Below are 18,668 nucleotides of genomic sequence, written 5' to 3'. Positions count from 1 at the left end.
ATGGACGTGGTGAACGTACCTCGGCAGGATCAGCTCATTCACGCACTGCTGGACGACGCGGTCGCCGAATTCCCGTTGTCTCCGGCGGTGCGGGACGACGACGGGGTGTGGGACTACGACACTTTGGCCGAGTACAGCCACGCCGTGGAGGCGTGGCTGCGGGCCGAGGGAGTGCGCCCCGGCGACCGGGTGGTGGTGCAACTGCCCACCACCCGCGAACTGGTCGCCCTCTTCTACGGTGTCTCCCGCCGGGGCGCCATCTTCGTTCCGCTCAACCCCGCGATGAAGGCTTTCCACCTGAGCTCGGTCGTGGAGAACGCCGAACCCCGGCTGGTGGTCGCCTCCGACGAGGCCGTCGGGACGGTGCGGTCCGCCACCGCCGTCCCCGTGCACGGCTTCGGCTCCGCGTGGAGCGAGGTGGAGGGCTTCCGCGCCCGGGACGCCCGCGCGGAGCCGGCCGGGACCGGGCCCGATGACGTCGCGGTCCTCGTCTACACGTCCGGCAGCACCGCCGCCCCCAAGGGCGTGATCGGACCGCACGGCCGGGTCACCTTCGCGGCGGCGGCCATCAACGCCGAACTCGGCTACCGGCACGACGACGTCGTCTTCTGCCGCTTCCCGATGTCCTGGGACTACGGCCTGTACAAGGTGCTGTTGTCCTGCCTGGGACGCTCCGAGATAGTCCTCGCCGGCGGTGAGTCCGACCTGGTCCTGTTGCGCCGCATGCACGAGGTCGGCGCCACAGTGGTGCCGATCGTCCCGTCGCTGGCCACGATGATCGCCACCCTCGCCGAACGCGACCCGGAACACACCGCCCCGGTGAGGTTGTTCACCAACACCGGTGCCGCTCTTCCCCAGGCCACCATCGACAAGCTGCGCGCGGCCTTCCCCGGGGCCCGGATCGTCCGCCAGTTCGGCCAGACCGAATGCAAGCGGGTCTCCGTCATGCCGCCGGACGAGGAGCATCAGCGCCCCGACTCGGTCGGCCGCCCGCTGCCCGGCACCCGGGTGCTGATCCTGGACGCGGAGGGACGGGAGCTGCCGGTCGGCGAGTCCGGCGAGATCGTGGTGACCGGCCCGCATGTGATGCTCGGCTACTGGCGCGCGCCCGAGCTGACCGTGCGCACCTTCCGTCCCGGTCCGGACGGCGAACCGCGCCTGCACACCGGGGACTTCGGCCGGCTCGACGAGGACGGCTACCTGTACTTCGAGGGCCGGCGCGACGACATGTTCAAGCGCAGGGGCATCCGGATGAGCACCCTGGAGATCGAGGCGGCCGCCATGGACATCCCCGGAGTCCGCGCGGCAGGAGCCATACCACCCAGCGGAGACCGTGACCTCGCCCTCTGCGTGGAGACCGATCTCCCGCCGCACACCGTGCTGAAGGAACTCGCCAAGCGCCTGGAGCCCGCGAAGGTACCCGTCGTCTGCCGCGTGGTCGACACCTTTCCGCTCACCGCGCACGGCAAGAACGCCGTCAGGGAACTCCTCCCGCTTCTGGAAGGTACCGAGGGTTGAGCACGCACGCCGAACTGGCCGAGCGCTACGGAACCCCGCTCTACGTCTACGACCTGGACCGGGTGGACGCCGCCCGCGGGGATCTGTTCGAGGCGCTGCCCGAGGGGTTCGATCTCTACTACGCGCTCAAGGCGAATCCCCATCCCGAGCTGACCCGCGCGCTGCGCGAGGGTCCCGGCCGGCCCTGCCGGGCGGAGATCAGCTCCGTCGGGGAACTGTCCGTCGCGCTCGCCGCCGGGCACCCGGCGGACGAGTGCCTCTACACGGGCCCGGGCAAGACCGACACCGAACTGGACCACGCGCTGGCCGCCGGAGTCCGCCTGTTCTCGGTCGAGTCCCTCGGCGACCTGCGCCGCATCGGCGCGCACGCCACCCGGTACGGCGTCACCGTCCGCTGCCTCCTGCGCGTCAACGGCGCGACCGGAAGCGCGAACACCAGCATCAGGATGACCGGCCGACCGTCCCAGTTCGGCATCGACAGCGAGACCCTGCCCGGCCTGATGCCGGACCTGCTCGCCGTCCCCGGCACCCAGATCGTTGGCGCTCACCTGTTCACCATGAGCAACGCCAAGGACGAGTCCGGGCTGATCGCCGAGCTGGCGCACGCCGTCGACCTCGCGACGCGGCTGGAACACGAGGCCGGGATGCCCCTGGAGTACCTCGACATCGGCGGCGGCTTCGCCTCCCCGTACGCAGTGCCGGGCCGGCGGGCGGTGTACGGAAGGCTCAGGGCCGAGCTGGAGCGGCTGCTCGACGAACGGCTGCCGCGCTGGCGCCACGGCGCCCCGCGGCTCGCCTGCGAGTCGGGCCGGTACCTGGTGGGGGACAGCGGAACCTTGCTGACCCGTGTGGTCAACATCAAGGAGAGCAGGGGCAGTACCTTCGTCATCCTGGACACCGGGATCAACGCCGTGGGAGGGCTCTCCGGCCTCGGCCGGCTGCTGCCGGCCGCGGTGGGCGTCGAGGGGCCGGTGGGCGACCTGACGGCGAGCCTGGTCGGACCGCTGTGTACCCCCGGCGACACCCTGGGACGCGACATACCGCTGCCCTCCCTGAGGCCCGGTGACGTCGTCGCTGTGCCCAACGCCGGGGCGTACGGGGTCACGGCCAGCCTGATGGGCTTCCTCAGCCGGCCCGTGCCCACCGAGGTGGTGCTTCGCGGCGGCGAGGTGGTGTCGGTGTCCCGGCTGGAACCGCGCCGGGTCCACGAGCCGGTGAAAGCGGCACTCGCGTGACCGGCTCGCACAGCCTGGAACACCGCAGCCCCGTGCCACCGGCGGCACGGGGCGACCGGCACGATCGGACCGTGATCGTCAGCAGCCTGGCATCCGACTCGCACACCTGGAACCTGGTCTTCCTGCAACTGCTCATCGAGGAACTCGGCTACGACGTCGTGAACCTGGGCGCCTGCGTGCCCGACGAACTGCTGCTGTCCGAGACCCTCCGCCGGCGGCCCCTCATGGTGGTCATCAGCAGCATCAACGGGCACGGCTACCAGGACGGGATGCGGGTCATCGGCAGGCTGCGCGGCCACCCCGAGCTGCGCGACGTCCCCGTCGTCATCGGCGGCAAGCTGGGCGTCCTCGGCGAGGCGAGCCGCCGGTACGTCGACGACCTGCTGAAGGCCGGCTTCGACGCGGTCTTCGACGACGGTGTGGACAACATCGCCTTGTTCCGTACCTTCGCCGCCTCGCTGTCCGGGAGGACGGGCTGTGAATCTGGGTGAGTTCGTACGCGGGTGCCACCGGCGGGGCGCGCTGGTGGTGCAGCCGCGGATGGGGTACTCCGACCCGGCTCGGATGCGCTCGGGGCTGCTCGCCACCCGGGGCGCCGATGCCACCACGGTCGGCACCATCACGCTCGACAGTTACACGAGGGTCGGAGACCTGGAGTCCGCGGGGCGAGCGCTGCGCGAGGGCATCGGCCTCAACGGCTACCCCCTGGTCAACCACGAGCCGTCGACCACTCGCCGGGTCCTCGAGGGACTGCGGCCGGAGGAGTTCCCCGTCCAGGTCCGCCACGGCTCCGCCCGGCCGCAGGCCATCGTCGCGGCCCTCACTGCCGCGGGACTGCACGCCACGGAGGGCGGCCCGGTCTCCTACTGCCTGCCGTACGGCCGCACCCCGCTGGAGGAGTCCGTCCACAACTGGGCCCGCTCCTGCGAACTGCTGCTGGAGCGCTGCGACTTCGGTGTGGAGCCCCACCTGGAGACCTTCGGCGGCTGCATGATGGGCCAGCTGTGTCCACCCAGTCTGCTCGTCGCGCTCAGCGTTCTGGAGGCGCTGTTCTTCCATCAGCACGGGCTTCGCAGCATCTCCGTCAGCTACGCCCAGCAGACCAGTCCGGAGCAGGACCGGGAGGCCGTCGCGGCCCTGCGTGCCCTCTGCGCGGAGTCGCTGCCCCCGACGGTGGACTGGCATGTCGTCGTCTACACCTACATGGGCCTGTACCCGAGGACGGCCGAGGGCGCCTTCGCCCTGCTCGCGCAGGCGGCCCGGCTTGCGGTGGACACCGGCTCCGAGCGGCTCGTCGTCAAGACCGCCGCCGAGTCCCACCGTATCCCCGTGGTCGCCGAGAACGTGGCCGCGCTGGAGCACGCCGCCGCGGCGGCCCGCGCCACCACGCCCCCGGCCGTCCCGCCGGCCGGCACCGACAGCCAGACCTACCGCGAGGCGCGCGCGCTGATCGACGCCGTACTCGACTGTCACCCCGACATCGGACGGGCCCTGGTCCAGGCATTCGGCCGGGGCATCCTCGACATCCCCTACTGCGTCCACCCCGACAACGCCGGACGCAGCCGCAGCTGCATCGACACCGACGGACGGCTGGGCTGGGCCGCCATCGGCTCCCTGCCCCTGGCCGGCGTCACCGAGGGGCGCCGCGCCCGGCCGGTCGGGTCCACCGAACTGATGCAGGCGCTCTCCCACGTCCAGAACAAGTTCGACGCGGAGGCGCTGGAGAACCGCGCCCGCCGCCCGGTGAACGCCCGCGGGCGCACGGTCCCCGAGGAGGAGCCGGTATGACGACCGGTACCGAAGTCCGCCCCTACCCCTTCGAGATGCACGAGATCGGCATCTCGCCCCTGTACGCGCGACTGCGGGCGGAGGAGCCGCTGAGCCGGGTCAAGCTGCCCTTCGGGGAACCCGCCTGGCTCGCCACCCGGCACGCTGACGTCAAGCTCGTGATGACGGACCCACGGTTCAGCCGTGCCGTGGCCCAGGGCCTCGACCAGCCGCGGATGCGCAGGGAACTGACCGGCGACGGCATCATGGGCATGGACCCGCCGGACCACACCAGGCTGCGCAGGCTCGCCGGCAAGGCGTTCACTGCGCGCCGCGTCGAGCAACTGCGCTCGTCCATCAGGGAACTGAGCCACCGGCTGATCGACGGGATGACGGCCGCCGGACGGTCCGCCGACCTCGTCGAGGGCTTCGCCAGGCCGCTGCCCGTCACCGTCATCTGCGACCTGCTCGGGGTGCCCTTCGAGGACCATCACATCTTCCGCGAGTGGACCGAGGGGCTGACTGACGACTCCACCGCCAAGGGCGACGTGCTGTACGAGGTCGGCGGCAAGCTCGAGGAGTACATGGCCGGCCTGGTCGCCCAGCGCCGGGAGGAGCCCACCGACGACCTGCTCGGCGCGCTCGTCTACGCCCGGGACAACGGCGACAGGCTCACCGAGGACGAGCTGATCTCCATCGCCGGGGCCGGCCTCCTCACCGGCGGCGTGGAGACGGTCTCCTCCGCCCTGCCCAGTTTCGTCTTCACCCTGCTGACCCACCCCGACCAGCTCGAACTGCTTCGCAGCGAACCGGAGTTGCTGCCCCGTGCCGTCGACGAGCTGATGCGATACGTGCCCATCAACACCGCCGCCATGTTCGCCCGGTACGCCCTGGAGGACGTGTCCTTCGGGGGCACCGTGGTACGGGCCGGCGACCCCGTACTGCCCGCGCTGCACGCGGCCAACCGCGACCCCGAGGTCTTCGAGGACCCCGAGCGCCTCGACATCACCCGCAGTCACAACCCTCATGTGGCGTTCGGGCACGGCCCGCACCACTGCATCGGCGCCCAGCTCGCCCGGCTCGAACTCCAGGAGACGCTGAAGGCACTCCTCGAACGCTTTCCGGAGCTGCGGTTCGCCGACGGCCCGGAGGGCGTGGAGTGGAAGTACGGGGTGATCGTGCGCGGCCCGTCCCGGCTCCGCCTCGCCTGGTGAGCCACCGGCTCCCGGACACCCGAGGCGGCCACGACGCGCCCCCGAGCACCTGACGGCGACCACGACCCCCAGGCGTGCAACGCCGGCCCATCTGCCTGCCAGACCAGTGGAGAGCGGAAATGAGCGAGACTCACATCTCTTCGGCCCAGGACGCCACGGCGTCGCGGGAAGCAACAGACCAGGAATCGGCTCTCGCACGTCTGCTGGCGGAACTGGGACCCGACGAGCAGGACCGGTTCCTGCTCGGCTTCGTGCACGACCGCACCGTCGCCGTGCTCCGCGATGTCCTCCCCGACGCACCGCAGGCGGTGGACCCCGGCACGGCCTTCCGCGACCTGGGGTTCGACTCACTGGCCGCCGTCGCCCTGCACACACGGCTGACCGCCGACACCGGCCTGCCGCTGCCCGTCACCCTCGCCTTCGACCACCCCACGCCCGCAGCGGTGGCCCGCAGACTGAGGACCGAGATCCTCGGAGAGGACACCGGGGAGCCCGCCGCCACCGGAACGGCGCCGGCCGACGACGAACCGGTGGCCGTCATCGGCATCGGCTGCCGCTACCCGGGCGGCGTCGGCTCGCCCGAGGACCTGTGGCGGCTCGTCGAGGGCGGCGGCCACGTCCTCTCCCCGTTCCCCACCGACCGCGGCTGGAACCTCGACGCGCTGTACTCCCCGGACCCCGAGACCCCGGGCACCAGCTACGTGCGCGTCGGCGGCTTCCTCCCGGACGCCGCCGAGTTCGACGCCGACTTCTTCGGCATCGGCCCGCGCGAGGCGTCCGCGATGGACCCGCAGCAGCGGCTGGTGCTGGAGACCTCCTGGGAGGCCCTGGAACGGGCGGGTATCAGCCCCGCCTCGCTGCGCGCCACACCCACCGGCGTGTTCGTCGGTGCCGAGGCGCAGGAGTACGGGCCGCGGCTGCACGAGGCACCCGAGGGCCTGGACGGTTACCTGCTCACGGGCAACGCTCCCAGCGTCGTCTCCGGCCGGGTCGCCTACACGCTCGGCCTCGAGGGTCCCACGCTCACCGTCGACACCGCCTGCTCCGGCTCACTGGTGGCCCTCCACCTGGCCGTGCAGTCGCTGCGCCGCGGCGAGTGCCCGCTGGCGCTGGCCGGCGGCGTCGCCGTGATGGGGGGTCCCGGTACTTTCACCGCGTTCAGCCGGCAGCGCGGGCTGGCTCCCGACGGGCGCTGCAAGGCCTTCGCCGCGGCCGCCGACGGCACCGGGTTCGCGGAGGGGGCGGGCATCCTCGTCCTGGAACGGCTCTCCGACGCCCTGCGCAACGGGCACCGCGTCCTCGCCGTGATACGCGGTTCCGCGATCAACCAGGACGGCGCCTCCAACGGTCTGACCGCGCCGAACGGCCCCTCCCAGCAGCGCGTCATCCGACGGGCGCTGGCGACGGCCGGGCTGAAGCCGTCCGACGTGGACGCGGTGGAGGCGCACGGCACCGGCACGCGGCTGGGCGACCCGATCGAGGCCCAGGCCGTCCTGGCCGTCTACGGCCAGGAGCGGTCCGAGGACTCCCCGCTGTGGCTGGGGTCCGTCAAGTCGAACATCGGGCACACCCAGGCGGCGGCGGGTGTCGCGGGCGTCATCAAGATGGTCATGGCGATGCGGCACGAGGTGCTGCCCCAAACCCTGCACGTCGACGAACCGTCACCCCACGTGGACTGGTCGGCGGGCTCGGTGGAGCTGCTCACCGAGCCGCGTCCCTGGGAGGCCGACGGGCGTCCGCGCCGGGCGGGCGTCTCCTCCTTCGGAGTCAGCGGAACCAACGCCCACCTGATCCTCGAACAGGCCCCGGCCACCGCACCGGCCGACGACACGGACCACGCGCCCGCCGCCTCCCCGACGGCAGTGGCCATCCCTGTCACGGCGAAGAACGAGATGGCCCTGCGCGCCCAGGCCCGCCGGCTGAGCACCCTGGTACGGGACGGTGCGACCCCCGCCGACCTCGGGCGGTCCCTCGCCATCACCCGGGCCGCCTTGGAGCAGCGCGCCGTCGTCGTCGCCGCGGACGCCGAGGAGGCCCTGCGCGGACTGGAACTCCTCGCCGACGGGGACACCGGCCCCGGCACGGTCACCGGCACCGCGACCGGAGGCCGGCTGGCTTTCCTCTTCACGGGGCAGGGCGCCCAGCGTCTCGCCATGGGCCGGGAACTCCACCGCGCCCACCCCGTCTTCGCCGAGGCCTTCGACGAGGCCGCCGCCCACCTCGACGTCCAGCTCGAACAGCCGTTGACGGACGTACTGTTCGGAACCGACCAGGCCCTGCTCGACCGCACCGAGTACGCCCAGCCTGCGCTCTTCGCGGTGGAGGTGGCGCTGTACCGGCTGCTGGAGTCGTGGGGCGTGACGCCCGACCTGCTGCTCGGCCATTCCATCGGCGAGCTCGCCGCCGCCCATGTCGCGGGTGTGTGGTCCCTTGAGGACGCCTGCACACTGGTGGCGGCCCGCGGTCGGCTGATGCAGGCGCTGCCCGCGGGCGGAGCCATGCTCGCGGTGCGGGCCGGGGAGGAAGAGATCCTGCCGCTGCTCGGTGACGGACTGGACATCGCCGCCGTCAACGGGCCGTCGTCCGTGGTGGTCTCCGGTGACGAGGAGGCGGTGGCCGCCCTCGACCGGAAACTGACGGACCAGGGCCGCGGGACGCAGCGGCTGCGGGTCTCGCACGCCTTCCACTCGGCGCTGATGGAGCCGATGCTGGACGAGTTCCGCCGGGTCCTGCAGGTCGTGGAGTACCACGAGCCCCGCATCCCGGTCGTCTCCAACCTGACCGGCCGTCCCGCCGGGCCACGGGAGATGTGCGAGCCCGACTACTGGGTCCGCCAGGTGCGCGGGACCGTCCGCTTCGCGGACGGGCTGCGTGCCCTGGCCCAGGCCGGTGCCAATACCTGCCTGGAACTGGGACCCGACCCGGTGCTGTCCGCGCTGGCCGCCGACTGCCTGCCCGGCCACGACCTGGTGTGCGGCCCTGCGTTGCGCCGGGACTCCGCGGAGGAACACACTCTGCTCTCCGCCCTGGGAACGGCGTACACCCGGGGCGCCGCGGTCGACTGGCACGCCTACTGCGCCGAACACGACGGACGCATCATCGACCTGCCCACCTACCCCTTCCAGCGTCGGCGCTTCTGGCTCGACGCCCCCCGCGGACACGACGACCCCACGGGGCTGGGCCAGACCGCGTCGGGGCACCCGCTGCTCGCCGCCGTCGTCCGCCGCGCGGACGACGACGGGATCGTGCTCACCGGCCGCATCGCCCTCAACGCGCAGCCCTGGCTGGCCGACCACACCGTCTCCGGGACTGTGCTGCTGCCCGCCACCGCCTTCGTGGACATGGCCCTGCACGCGGCCGGACACACCGACTGCACGGTCGTCGAGGAACTCACCCTCCACACCCCCCTGGTGCTGCCCCGGACGGGCGGTGTCGTCCTCCAGGCCGTCGTCGGCGTCCCCGACGCGGCCGGACGCCGCTCCGTGGACTTCTACGCACGCCCCGAGGGCGACACCCGGGCCGCCGTGTGGACCCGCCACGCGACCGGCACCCTGACCGCCGACGCGGCCGGGCCCGTACCGCCGCGCCGGTCCGCCGGCCACACCGAGACCGGCGGACTGCCCGGTTCCGGCCGGCCGCCGAAGGGCGCCCGCCCCGTCGACATCGACGGCCTGTACGAGAAGCTGGCCGACCAGGGCTACGGCTACGGCCCGGCCTTCCACGGCCTCAAAGCCGTCTGGCGGCACGGCACCGACGTCTACGCGCACGTCGTGCTCCCCGAGGAAGCGGTCCCCGACGCCTCCGCCTTCGGCATCCACCCCGCGCTCCTCGACGCCGTCCTGCACGCCACGGACTTCGCCGAGGGCGAGGCACGCGAGCCGGAGCAGATCCGCCTCCCCTTCGCCTGGACCGGGATCCGCTCCCACGCCGCGGGCTCCCGCGAAGTGCACGCCCGCATCACCTCGCTCCCGTCCGGCGGGGTCTCGCTGCTGTTGACCGACCCGGCCGGTACACCGGTGGCCTCGGCCGACTCCTTCCGCACCCGGCCCGTGGCGCCCGGCGCGCTCACCGCCCCCGCGGACGACCCGCTGCACACCGTCCGTTGGTTCCCCGCCGCCCCCTCCACGGCCGCCGACGGCGAGCGCCCGGCGCTGATCGGGCCCGATCCCCTCGGCCTCGACGCCGATCCCCACCCGGACCTGGAGTCCCTGGCGGCCTCGCGAGTGCCCGGCGTCGTGCTGCTGCCCGTCGCCGCCACTCCCGGCACGGGCCCCTCCGGGGTGCCGGACGCGGTGCGGGAGGTCGGCCTCCGGGTCCTCGACACGCTCCGGCAGTGGCTCGCCGACGAACGGTTCGCCGACTCCAGGCTGGTGGTCGTCACCCGCGGCGCCGACGCGGCCACGCCCGCCGGTCTGGCCGCGGCCCCCGTGCACGGCCTGGTGCGCTCTGCGCAGACGGAGCACCCGGGCCGGATCGTCCTGCTCGACCTCGACGACGCCCCCCTGTCGTCACGCGCCCTGCACGCCGCCCTCGGTACCGGAGAGCCCGAACTCCGCAGTCGCGGCGGCGTCCTGCTCGCACCGCGGCTCATCCGGTACTCCCAGGACCCGGCCCAGGACCCCGCCGAGGGCCCGGCCGCCTGGAACCCGGACGGCACCGTGCTGGTCACCGGCGGCCTCGGTGGACTCGGGGCGCTCGTGGCCCGGCACCTGGTGACCGCGCACGGCGTCCGCCACCTGCTGCTGCTGGGCCGGCGCGGCACGGACACCCCAGGCGCCGGACCGCTCACCGACGAACTGCGGGAACTGGGCGCCACGGTGGACGTCAGAGACTGTGACGTCGCCGACCGGGCGGCACTGGCCGCCGTGCTGGACGGGATACCGGCCGAGCACCCGCTGACCGCCGTGGTGCACACCGCGGGCGTACTCGACGACGCGCTGACCGGCGCGCTCACCGCGGACCGGCTGGCGACCGTCATGCGTCCCAAGGTCGACGGCGCGTGGAACCTCCATGAGCTGACCCGGGACTTGGACCCGGCCGCTTTCGTCCTCTTCTCCTCCTCCGCCGGCCTCGTCGACGGTGCCGGGCAGGGCAACTACGCCGCCGCCAACGTCTTCCTGGACGCTTTGGCCGCCCACCGGGCCTCGCTCGGCCTGCCCGCGCACTCCCTGGCCTGGGGGCTGTGGTCCGGCGGCACCGGCATGGGCGGTCGCCTGGAGGAGGCCGGACGGCGCCGCATCGACCGCCTGGGGCTCGCCCCGCTGACCGTCGAGGAGAGCCTCGCCGCCCTCGACGCCGCCCTCCGTACCCGAGAACCGGCCCTGGTACCGGTCCGGGTCGATCCCGCCGCCCTGCGGGCCCGCGCCGACGGAGTGCCCGGCCTGCTGCGGGACCTCACCCCGGCACCGGCCCGCCACCCGGCCGGAACGCGGACCGCCCCCGGCGGACTCCCGCCGGTGTGGCCCCCGGCGGAGCTGACCGGACCCCACCGCGAGCGGGCCGTCACGGAACTGGTGCGCACCCAGGTCGGCAAGGTCCTCGGACACACCGATCAGGACTCCGTCAACCCCCGGCGGCCCTTCACCGACCTCGGCTTCGACTCCCTGGCCGCCGTCGACCTGCGCAACGCGCTCAACACGATCACCGGGCTGCGGCTGCCCGCCACGCTCGTCTTCGACCACCCGACACCGCAGCACCTGGCCGACCACATCCTGCGACTGCTCGCCGACCGGCCGGAGGACGAACGGCCCGCGGCCACGGCACCCGCCAGGCCCGCCGTGGAGGACGAACCCATCGCCATCGTCGGCATGGCCTGCCGCTACCCCGGCGGAGTCACCTCCCCCGAGGACCTGTGGCGGCTGCTCGCCGACGGAACCGACGCCGTCGGAGGGTTCCCCACCGACCGCGGCTGGGACCTCGACGCCGTCTACGACCCCGAACCCGGCACACCGGGCAGGAGCTACGCCCGCGAGGGCGGGTTCCTGTACGACGCGGCCGAGTTCGACGCGGAGTTCTTCGAGATCGGCCCGCGCGAGGCGCAGGCCATGGACCCGCAGCAGCGGCTGCTGCTGGAGGTCTCCTGGGAGGCGCTGGAGCGGGCCGGCATCGATCCGCGCTCGCTGCGCGGCAGCGGCACCGGCGTGTTCGCCGGCGTCATGTACCACGACTGGGGCACCAGGCTCGGCACCGTGCCCGAGGACATGGCCGGCTACCTCGGTAACGGAAGCCTCGCCAGTGTCGTCTCCGGCCGGGTCGCCTACGCGCTCGGTCTTCAGGGCCCTGCGGTCACGGTGGACACCGCCTGCTCGTCCTCGCTGGTCGCCCTGCACTGGGCGGTCCAGTCGCTGCGTCGCGGCGAGTGCGAGCTGGCACTGGCCGGCGGCGTGACGGTGATGTCCACCCCCGACACGTTCATCGACTTCAGCAGGCAGCGCGGGCTTGCCGCGGACGGACGATGCAAGTCCTTCTCGGCTGCCGCCGACGGCACCGGCTGGGGCGAGGGCGTGGGCGTGCTCCTCGTCGAGCGTCTTTCCGACGCCCATCGCAACGGACATCGCGTCCTGGCCGTCGTCCCCGGCTCCGCGGTCAACCACGACGGTGCCTCCAACGGTCTGACCGCGCCCAACGGCCTCGCTCAGCAGCGCGTCATCCGGCAGGCCCTGGCCGAGGCCGGAGCGGCACCCGGCGATGTGGACGCCGTCGAGGGACACGGCACCGGAACCCGGCTGGGCGACCCGATCGAGGCGCAGGCGCTGCTGGCCGTCTACGGGCAGGACCGACCCGAGGGCCGTCCGCTGTGGCTGGGGTCGGTGAAGTCCAACATCGGCCACACCCAGGCCGCCGCCGGTGTGGCGGGCATCATCAAGATGGTCATGGCGATGCGCCACGGCGTCCTGCCCAGGAGCCTGCACATCGACGAGCCGTCGCACCAAGTGGACTGGTCGGCGGGCGAGGTGCGGCTGCTGACCGAGCTCCGTCAGTGGCCGGAGAACGGCCGCCCCCGCCGGGCCGGCGTCTCCTCCTTCGGCATCAGCGGCACCAACGCCCACGTCATCGTCGAGCAGGTACTTCCCGCGCCCGACCTCCCCCGCCCGGAGACACGGGAGCAGGACCCGGGAGAACCGCGTCTGCCCGTCCTGCCGTACGTGCTCTCCGCGCGCGGCCCCGCCGCACTCCGCGGCCAGGCCGCTCGGTTGCGCTCCTTCCTGGAGGAACGGCCCGGGACGGACCTCGGCGAACTCGCCCGCTCCCTCGCCACCACCCGCGCCGCCCTCGAACACCGGGCCACTCTGATCGCCGCCGACCACGCCGGACTGCTGCGCGGCCTGGAGTCACTGGCGGTCGGCGAGACACCGCCCGGGACGCCTCTTGGGACCGAGGACGACGGCACGCTCGCCTTCCTCTTCCCCGGTCAGGGGTCGCAGTACGTCGGTATGGGGCGTGAGTTGTACGACGCGTTCCCGGTGTTCGCGGAGGCTTTTGATGCGGTGTGTGCGGTGTTGGACGGGCGTGTGGGGCGTCCGTTGCGGGATGTTGTGTTTGCGCTGGAGGGCGGTGCGGATGCGGCGTTGTTGGACGCGACGGGGTTTACGCAGCCGGCGTTGTTCGCGGTGCAGGTGGCGTTGTTCCGGCTGTTGGAGTCCTGGGGCGTGGTTCCGGGATTCGTGGCTGGACATTCGGTCGGTGAGCTCGCGGCCGCGCATGTGGCGGGTGTGTGGTCCCTTGAGGATGCCTGTGCGCTGGTGGCGGCTCGTGGTCGGTTGATGCAGGCGTTGCCTTCGGGTGGTGCGATGGTGGCGTTGGAGGCTGGTGAGGCGGAGGTGTTGCCGTTGCTGGCCGGGGTTGGGGGCCGGGCTGGTGTGGCGGCGGTCAATGGTCCGGTGTCGGTGGTGGTGTCGGGTGAGGCCGCGGTGGTGGAGTCGGTGGCGCGGGAGGTGGCTGGCTGGGGTCGCCGGGTTCATCGTCTGACGGTGAGTCATGCGTTCCACTCGCCGTTGATGGAGCCGATGTTGGGTGAGTTCCGGGAGGTGGCCGAGGGACTCACCTACCACCGACCGCGGATCGCGGTGGTGTCGTCGCTGACAGGCGCGGTGGCCACGGCGGAGGAGTTGTGTGATCCGGGCTACTGGGTGTCGCACGTGCGTCGGCCGGTCCGTTTCCACGACGCGGTGCTGCGGCTCGTGGACGAGGGAGCCACCACCTTCCTGGAGCTGGGGCCCGGCGGTGCTCTGACCGCCCTGTGCACCGATGCCCTCCAGGACCGCCCGGACCTCCACTTCACCCCCCTGACCCGGCGCGACCGGCCTGAACCGTCCGGGGCCCTCACCGCCGTTGGCGCACTGTACGTATGCGGCGTCCCCGTCGACTGGCCTGCCCTGCTCGGCCGGGGCGGAACCCCGATCGACCTGCCCACCTATGCCTTCCAGCACCGCCGCTTCTGGTTGGACGCCGTGCCCGCCACGGACGCTGCCGGACTGGGCCAACTCGCCGCCGGACACCCCGTACTCGGGGCGGTCGTGGCGCTCCCGGGCGCCGACACCGTGGTGCTCACCGGCAGGCTGTCCGCCCGGAGCCAGCCGTGGCTGACCGACCATGTCGTGCGCGGCGAGATCCTGCTGCCGGGTACCGGCTTCGTTGAACTCGCTGTCCGGGCGGGCGACCAGGTCGGCTGCGGAACCGTCGAGGAACTGACGCTGGAGGCGCCCCTGGCGCTGTCCGCCAGCGGCGGCGTCGCCCTCCAGGTGGTGGTTGGCCCCGCCCAGCGGGGAAGACGCTCCCTGGCGGTGTACGCCCGTCCGGACGATGCCCCGGCCGAGCAGGAGTGGACGCGCCACGCCGCCGGCGTACTCGCCGAGGAGAGTCGTCCGGAGTCCTTCGACCTTGCCCACTGGCCGCCCGCGGACGCCGAGCCGATCGACCTCGAAGGGGCGTACTCGACCCTGCGCGAGCGGGGCTACGACTACGGACTTGCCTTCCGGGCACTGCGGGCCGCATGGCGGCGCGGCGACGAGGTGTTCGCCGAGATCGAGGCGGACGAGACCACCGCCCGGACCGCCACCTCCTACGGTCTGCACCCGGCCCTGCTGGACGCCGCGATGCACGCCGACCTGCTCACCGACCCGGACGGCGCGACGCTGCTGCCCTTCGTCTGGAACGGGGTCACGCTGTACGCGGCCGGAGCCACCGAACTGCGCGTCAGGATCACCCGCGTCAGGGGGGACGAGGTCTCCGCGATCGAGATCGCGGACCGCGACGGCAGGGCCGTCGCCGCCGTCGAGTCCCTGGTCTCGCGGCCGGTCGCCGGACAGCCGCCCGCCCAGACCGCCGCCGACGGCTCCGGCGCCTCCCTCCACCGGGTCGAGTGGCACCCCCTGCCCGCCACCGCCACCGGAACGGGGGCCACCCGGACGGAGCCCGTCGAGGGATGGGCTGTGATCGGCAACGGAGTTGCCGGGAAGGCGGAGGGACCGGCGTCGCCGGCGTCCGACGCCCTTCGCCGCCTCGTCCCGGCGCAGCGCGTCCACGAGGATTTCGACGCGCTCGTCGCCGCCGTAGAGGCGGGCACACCCGTACCGGACACCGTGGTCCTCGACTGCCGGACACCCGCCGGGGACGACCGCGCCGACGTCCCCGCCCGGGCCCGGGCCCGTACCGCCGACGCCCTTCGTACGGTGCGGGCGTGGCTGGCCGACGCCCGCTTCGACGGCGCTCGCCTGGTGGCGCTGACCCGGGGCGCCGTGTCCCCGGAGGGTGCCCCCGACCCGGCCTCGACCCCGGTGTGGGGGCTGCTGCGCGCCGCCCAGGCCGAGCACCCGGGACGGATCCTCCTTGTGGACGCGGAGGACGCGTTCCCCGAGACGCTCATGGCCGCCATGGCGTCGGGCGAACCGGAGACATCCGTCCGCGGTTCCGCCGTCCGGGTACCGAGGCTGGCCCGTTTCACGGCAGCGGCCGGGCCCGCGCCCGCCGCGCTCGCCCCCGAAGGAACCGTGCTGGTCACGGGCGGCACCGGCGGTATCGGCCGTCTGGTGGCACGCCACCTGGTGACCGCGCACGGCGTCCGCCACTTGGTGCTCACCAGCCGACGCGGACCGGACGCCCCCGACGCCGACGAACTTCGTGACCAACTGACCGCCCTCGGGGCCTCGGTGGCGATCGCCGCCTGCGATGCCGCCGACCGGGCCGCGCTGGCCGCCGTACTGGACGGGATACCGGCCGAGCACCCGCTGACCGCTGTCGTCCATGCGGCCGGTACCGCCGACGGCGGACTGGTCGGCACCCTGACCGGCGATCAGCTCGCCACGGTCCTGCGGCCCAAGGTCGACGGTGCGTGGAACCTCCACGAGCTGACCCGGGACCGGGACCTGGCAGCCTTCGTCCTCTTCTCCTCCGCGGGCGGCACGGTGCTGGCGGCCGGCCAGGGCAACTACGCCGCCGCCAATTCCTTCCTCGACGCACTCGCCGAACACCGTCACGCGGCCGGTCTGCCCGCGACCTCCCTCGTCTGGGGCCTGTGGGCGGAGAACACCGGACTGGGCGGCGAACTCGGCGCCGACGACCTCCGGCGCATGGCGCGCCTCGGCGTGCCGGCGCTCGACGCACGGGAGTCGCTGGCCCTGTTCGACGAGGCGCTGCGGACCACGGAACCGGTCGTCGCACCGCTGCGGATCGACCCGGCCGCCGTGAAGGCCCGTACCGACGAGTTGCCCGCGCTGCTGCGCGGCTTCGCATCCGCGCGCGTACCGGCCGCCGCCTCCCGGCGGCGCACCGCAACTGCCGGGGCGTCCGCCGGGACGTCCGCCGGGCAGGAGTCGGACCTGGCGCGGCGCCTGTCCCGGCTCACCGAGGCCGAACGCGACCAGGCGCTGATCGAACTGATCGCCACCCATGTCGCGACGGTCCTGGGCCACGAGAGCGCCGCGGACGTGAACGCCGGACGTGCCTTCAAGGAGCTGGGCTTCGACTCCCTCGCGGCGGTGGAACTGCGCAACCTGCTCGGCTCGGCGACCGGCCTGACACTGCCCGCCACGTTGGTCTTCGACCACCCCACGGCCCACGCCGTCGCGGAGTATCTCAAGAGCCGGATCATCGAATCGGCCCCTCCGGCCCCTGCCGCCGCCTCGGCGGCGAAGGCCGAGCCGGCTCCCCGCGACGAACCCGTCGCCATCATCGGCATGGGCTGCCGCTACCCCGGCGACGTGATGACACCCGACGACCTGTGGCGGCTGCTCGCCGACGGCACCGACGCGATCACCGACTTCCCCACCAACCGAGGCTGGGACATCGAGGGCGTCTACCACCCCGAGCCGGGACGGCGCGGCAAGACCTACAGCCGCGAAGGCGGATTCCTTCACCGCGCGGCGGAGTTCGACCCCGAGTTCTTCGGGATCGGCCCGCGCGAGGCCCTGGCCATGGACCCGCAGCAGCGGCTGCTGCTGGAGACCGCCTGGGAGACCATCGAGCGGGCCGGGATCGACCCGAGCTCCCTGCGTGGCAGCCAGACCGGTGTCTTCGCCGGAGCGATGTACGACGACTACGGCAGCCGCGTGCACGACGCGCCCCCGGCCGTCGCCGGGTACCTCGCCAACGGCAGCTCGGGAGCCGTCGTCTCCGGCCGCATCTCCTACGTCATGGGCCTGGAAGGGCCTTCCATGACCATCGACACCGCCTGTTCCTCCTCACTCGTCGCCCTGCACCTCGCCACCCAGGCGCTGCGTAACGGCGAGTGCTCGCTGGCACTGGCCGGCGGCGTCACCGTCCTGTCCAGCCCCGACCTGTTCGTGGACTCCAGCCGGCAGGGTGTCATCGCCCCCGACGGACGCGCCAAGTCCTTCTCCGCCGCGGCCAATGGCACCGGCTGGGCCGAGGGAGCGGGCCTGCTGCTCCTGGAGCGGCTGTCGGACGCGCGGCGCAACGGGCACCAGGTCCTGGCCGTGGTGCGGGGCAGCGCGGTCAACCAGGACGGCGCCTCCAATGGGCTCACCGCCCCCAACGGCCCCTCCCAGGAGCGGGTGATCCGCGCGGCCCTGGCCTCGGCGGGGCTGACTCCCGACCAGATCGACGCCGTGGAGGCGCACGGCTCCGGCACCCGGCTGGGCGACCCCATCGAGGCGCAGGCACTCCTGGCCACCTACGGCCAGGGGCGTGAGGCGGACCACCCGCTGTGGCTCGGGTCGGTGAAGTCCAACATCGGCCACGCCCAGGCGGCCGGCGGCGCCGCGGCGGTCATCAAGGTCGTGCTGTCCCTGCGCCACCGCATGCTGCCCAGGACCCTCCACGTGGACGAACCCTCCCATCACGTGGACTGGTCGGCGGGTGCGGTGGAGTTGCTCACCGAGGCGATGCCCTGGGAGCCCGGCGACCACCCGCGCCGTGCGGGGGTCTCCTCGTTCGGGATCAGTGGCACGAACGCGCACGTGATCATCGAAGAGGCGCCCGTGCCGGTACCCGCCGCTGCCGGGTTGCCGGCCCTTGCCGCACCGGCCCTTGACCCTGTTCCGCTGCCGGTCGCGGGAGGTACCGAGGAGGCGCTGCGGGCCCAGGCCGCGCGCCTGGTCGAGCACATCACCGCGCATACGGTGGCCGGGACGGGACCGTCCCTCCAGGATCTGGGCTACTCGCTGGCGACGACCCGTGCCGCTCTCGCCCACCGCGCGGTCGTGCTGGCCGCCGACTCCGGGAGTGCCATCCGCGCGCTCACCGCCCTCGCCTCCGGGGCGCAATCGGCCGAGATCGTACGGGGACAGGCCCGCAAGGGCGGGCAGACGGCGTTCGTGTTCTCGGGTCAGGGTACGCAGCGTGCCGGTATGGGGCGTGAGTTGTATGCCGCGTTCCCGGTGTTCGCCGAGGCTTTTGATGCGGTGTGTGCGGTGTTGGACGGGCGTGTGGGGCGTTCGTTGCGGGATGTTGTGTTTGCGCTGGAGGGCGGTGCGGA

Annotated in this window: 5 protein-coding genes and 1 pseudogene; all 6 read left to right on the top strand. The window is 73.1% G+C overall.

Features of this window, described 5'->3' with window-relative positions; all coding sequences use genetic code 11:
• The gene (locus ACFU8W_RS40330; RefSeq protein ID WP_384048779.1) at positions 1 to 1,518 is read left to right on the top strand and encodes an AMP-binding protein; all 1,518 of its coding nucleotides are present in this window, start codon (positions 1 to 3) and stop codon (positions 1,516 to 1,518) included.
• Positions 1,515 to 2,753, top strand: coding sequence for a type III PLP-dependent enzyme (locus ACFU8W_RS40325; protein ID WP_384048751.1), 1,239 nt, complete (start codon positions 1,515 to 1,517; stop codon positions 2,751 to 2,753). Before ACFU8W_RS40330 ends, ACFU8W_RS40325 begins: the two co-directional genes overlap by 4 nt.
• A gap of 71 nt (positions 2,754 to 2,824) precedes the next feature.
• Positions 2,825 to 3,244 carry a cobalamin B12-binding domain-containing protein gene (locus tag ACFU8W_RS40320; RefSeq protein ID WP_384048749.1) on the top strand — a complete coding sequence of 140 codons (420 nt, stop codon included), beginning with the start codon at positions 2,825 to 2,827 and terminating at the stop codon, positions 3,242 to 3,244.
• Complete coding sequence (locus ACFU8W_RS40315) at positions 3,231 to 4,541, top strand: methylaspartate mutase (protein WP_384048746.1); 1,311 nt, start codon at positions 3,231 to 3,233, stop codon at positions 4,539 to 4,541. Before ACFU8W_RS40320 ends, ACFU8W_RS40315 begins: the two co-directional genes overlap by 14 nt.
• Positions 4,538 to 5,734 (top strand): cytochrome P450, encoded by a 1,197-nt coding sequence (locus tag ACFU8W_RS40310; protein ID WP_384048743.1) that lies wholly within the window; start codon positions 4,538 to 4,540, stop codon positions 5,732 to 5,734. The genes ACFU8W_RS40315 and ACFU8W_RS40310 overlap by 4 nt, the downstream gene beginning before the upstream one ends.
• A 134-nt stretch (positions 5,735 to 5,868) precedes the next feature.
• Positions 5,869 to 18,668, top strand: a pseudogene (locus ACFU8W_RS40305) (SDR family NAD(P)-dependent oxidoreductase); the annotation flags it as partial.

It is taken from the genome of Streptomyces sp. NPDC057565 (genome assembly GCF_042801455.1).
Classification (GTDB): domain Bacteria; phylum Actinomycetota; class Actinomycetes; order Streptomycetales; family Streptomycetaceae; genus Streptomyces; species Streptomyces yanii.
The sequence above is the reverse complement of the archived record's forward strand: the minus strand, read 5'-3'. Positions and strand labels throughout refer to the sequence as shown.

Bases quoted from the DNA above. Each gene is read 5' to 3' on its own strand.
- ACFU8W_RS40330 (WP_384048779.1), top strand. From the start codon at position 1: ATGGACGTGGTGAACGTACCTCGGCAGGATCAGCTCATTCACGCACTG.
- ACFU8W_RS40310 (WP_384048743.1), top strand. From the start codon at position 4,538: ATGACGACCGGTACCGAAGTCCGCCCCTACCCCTTCGAGATGCACGAG.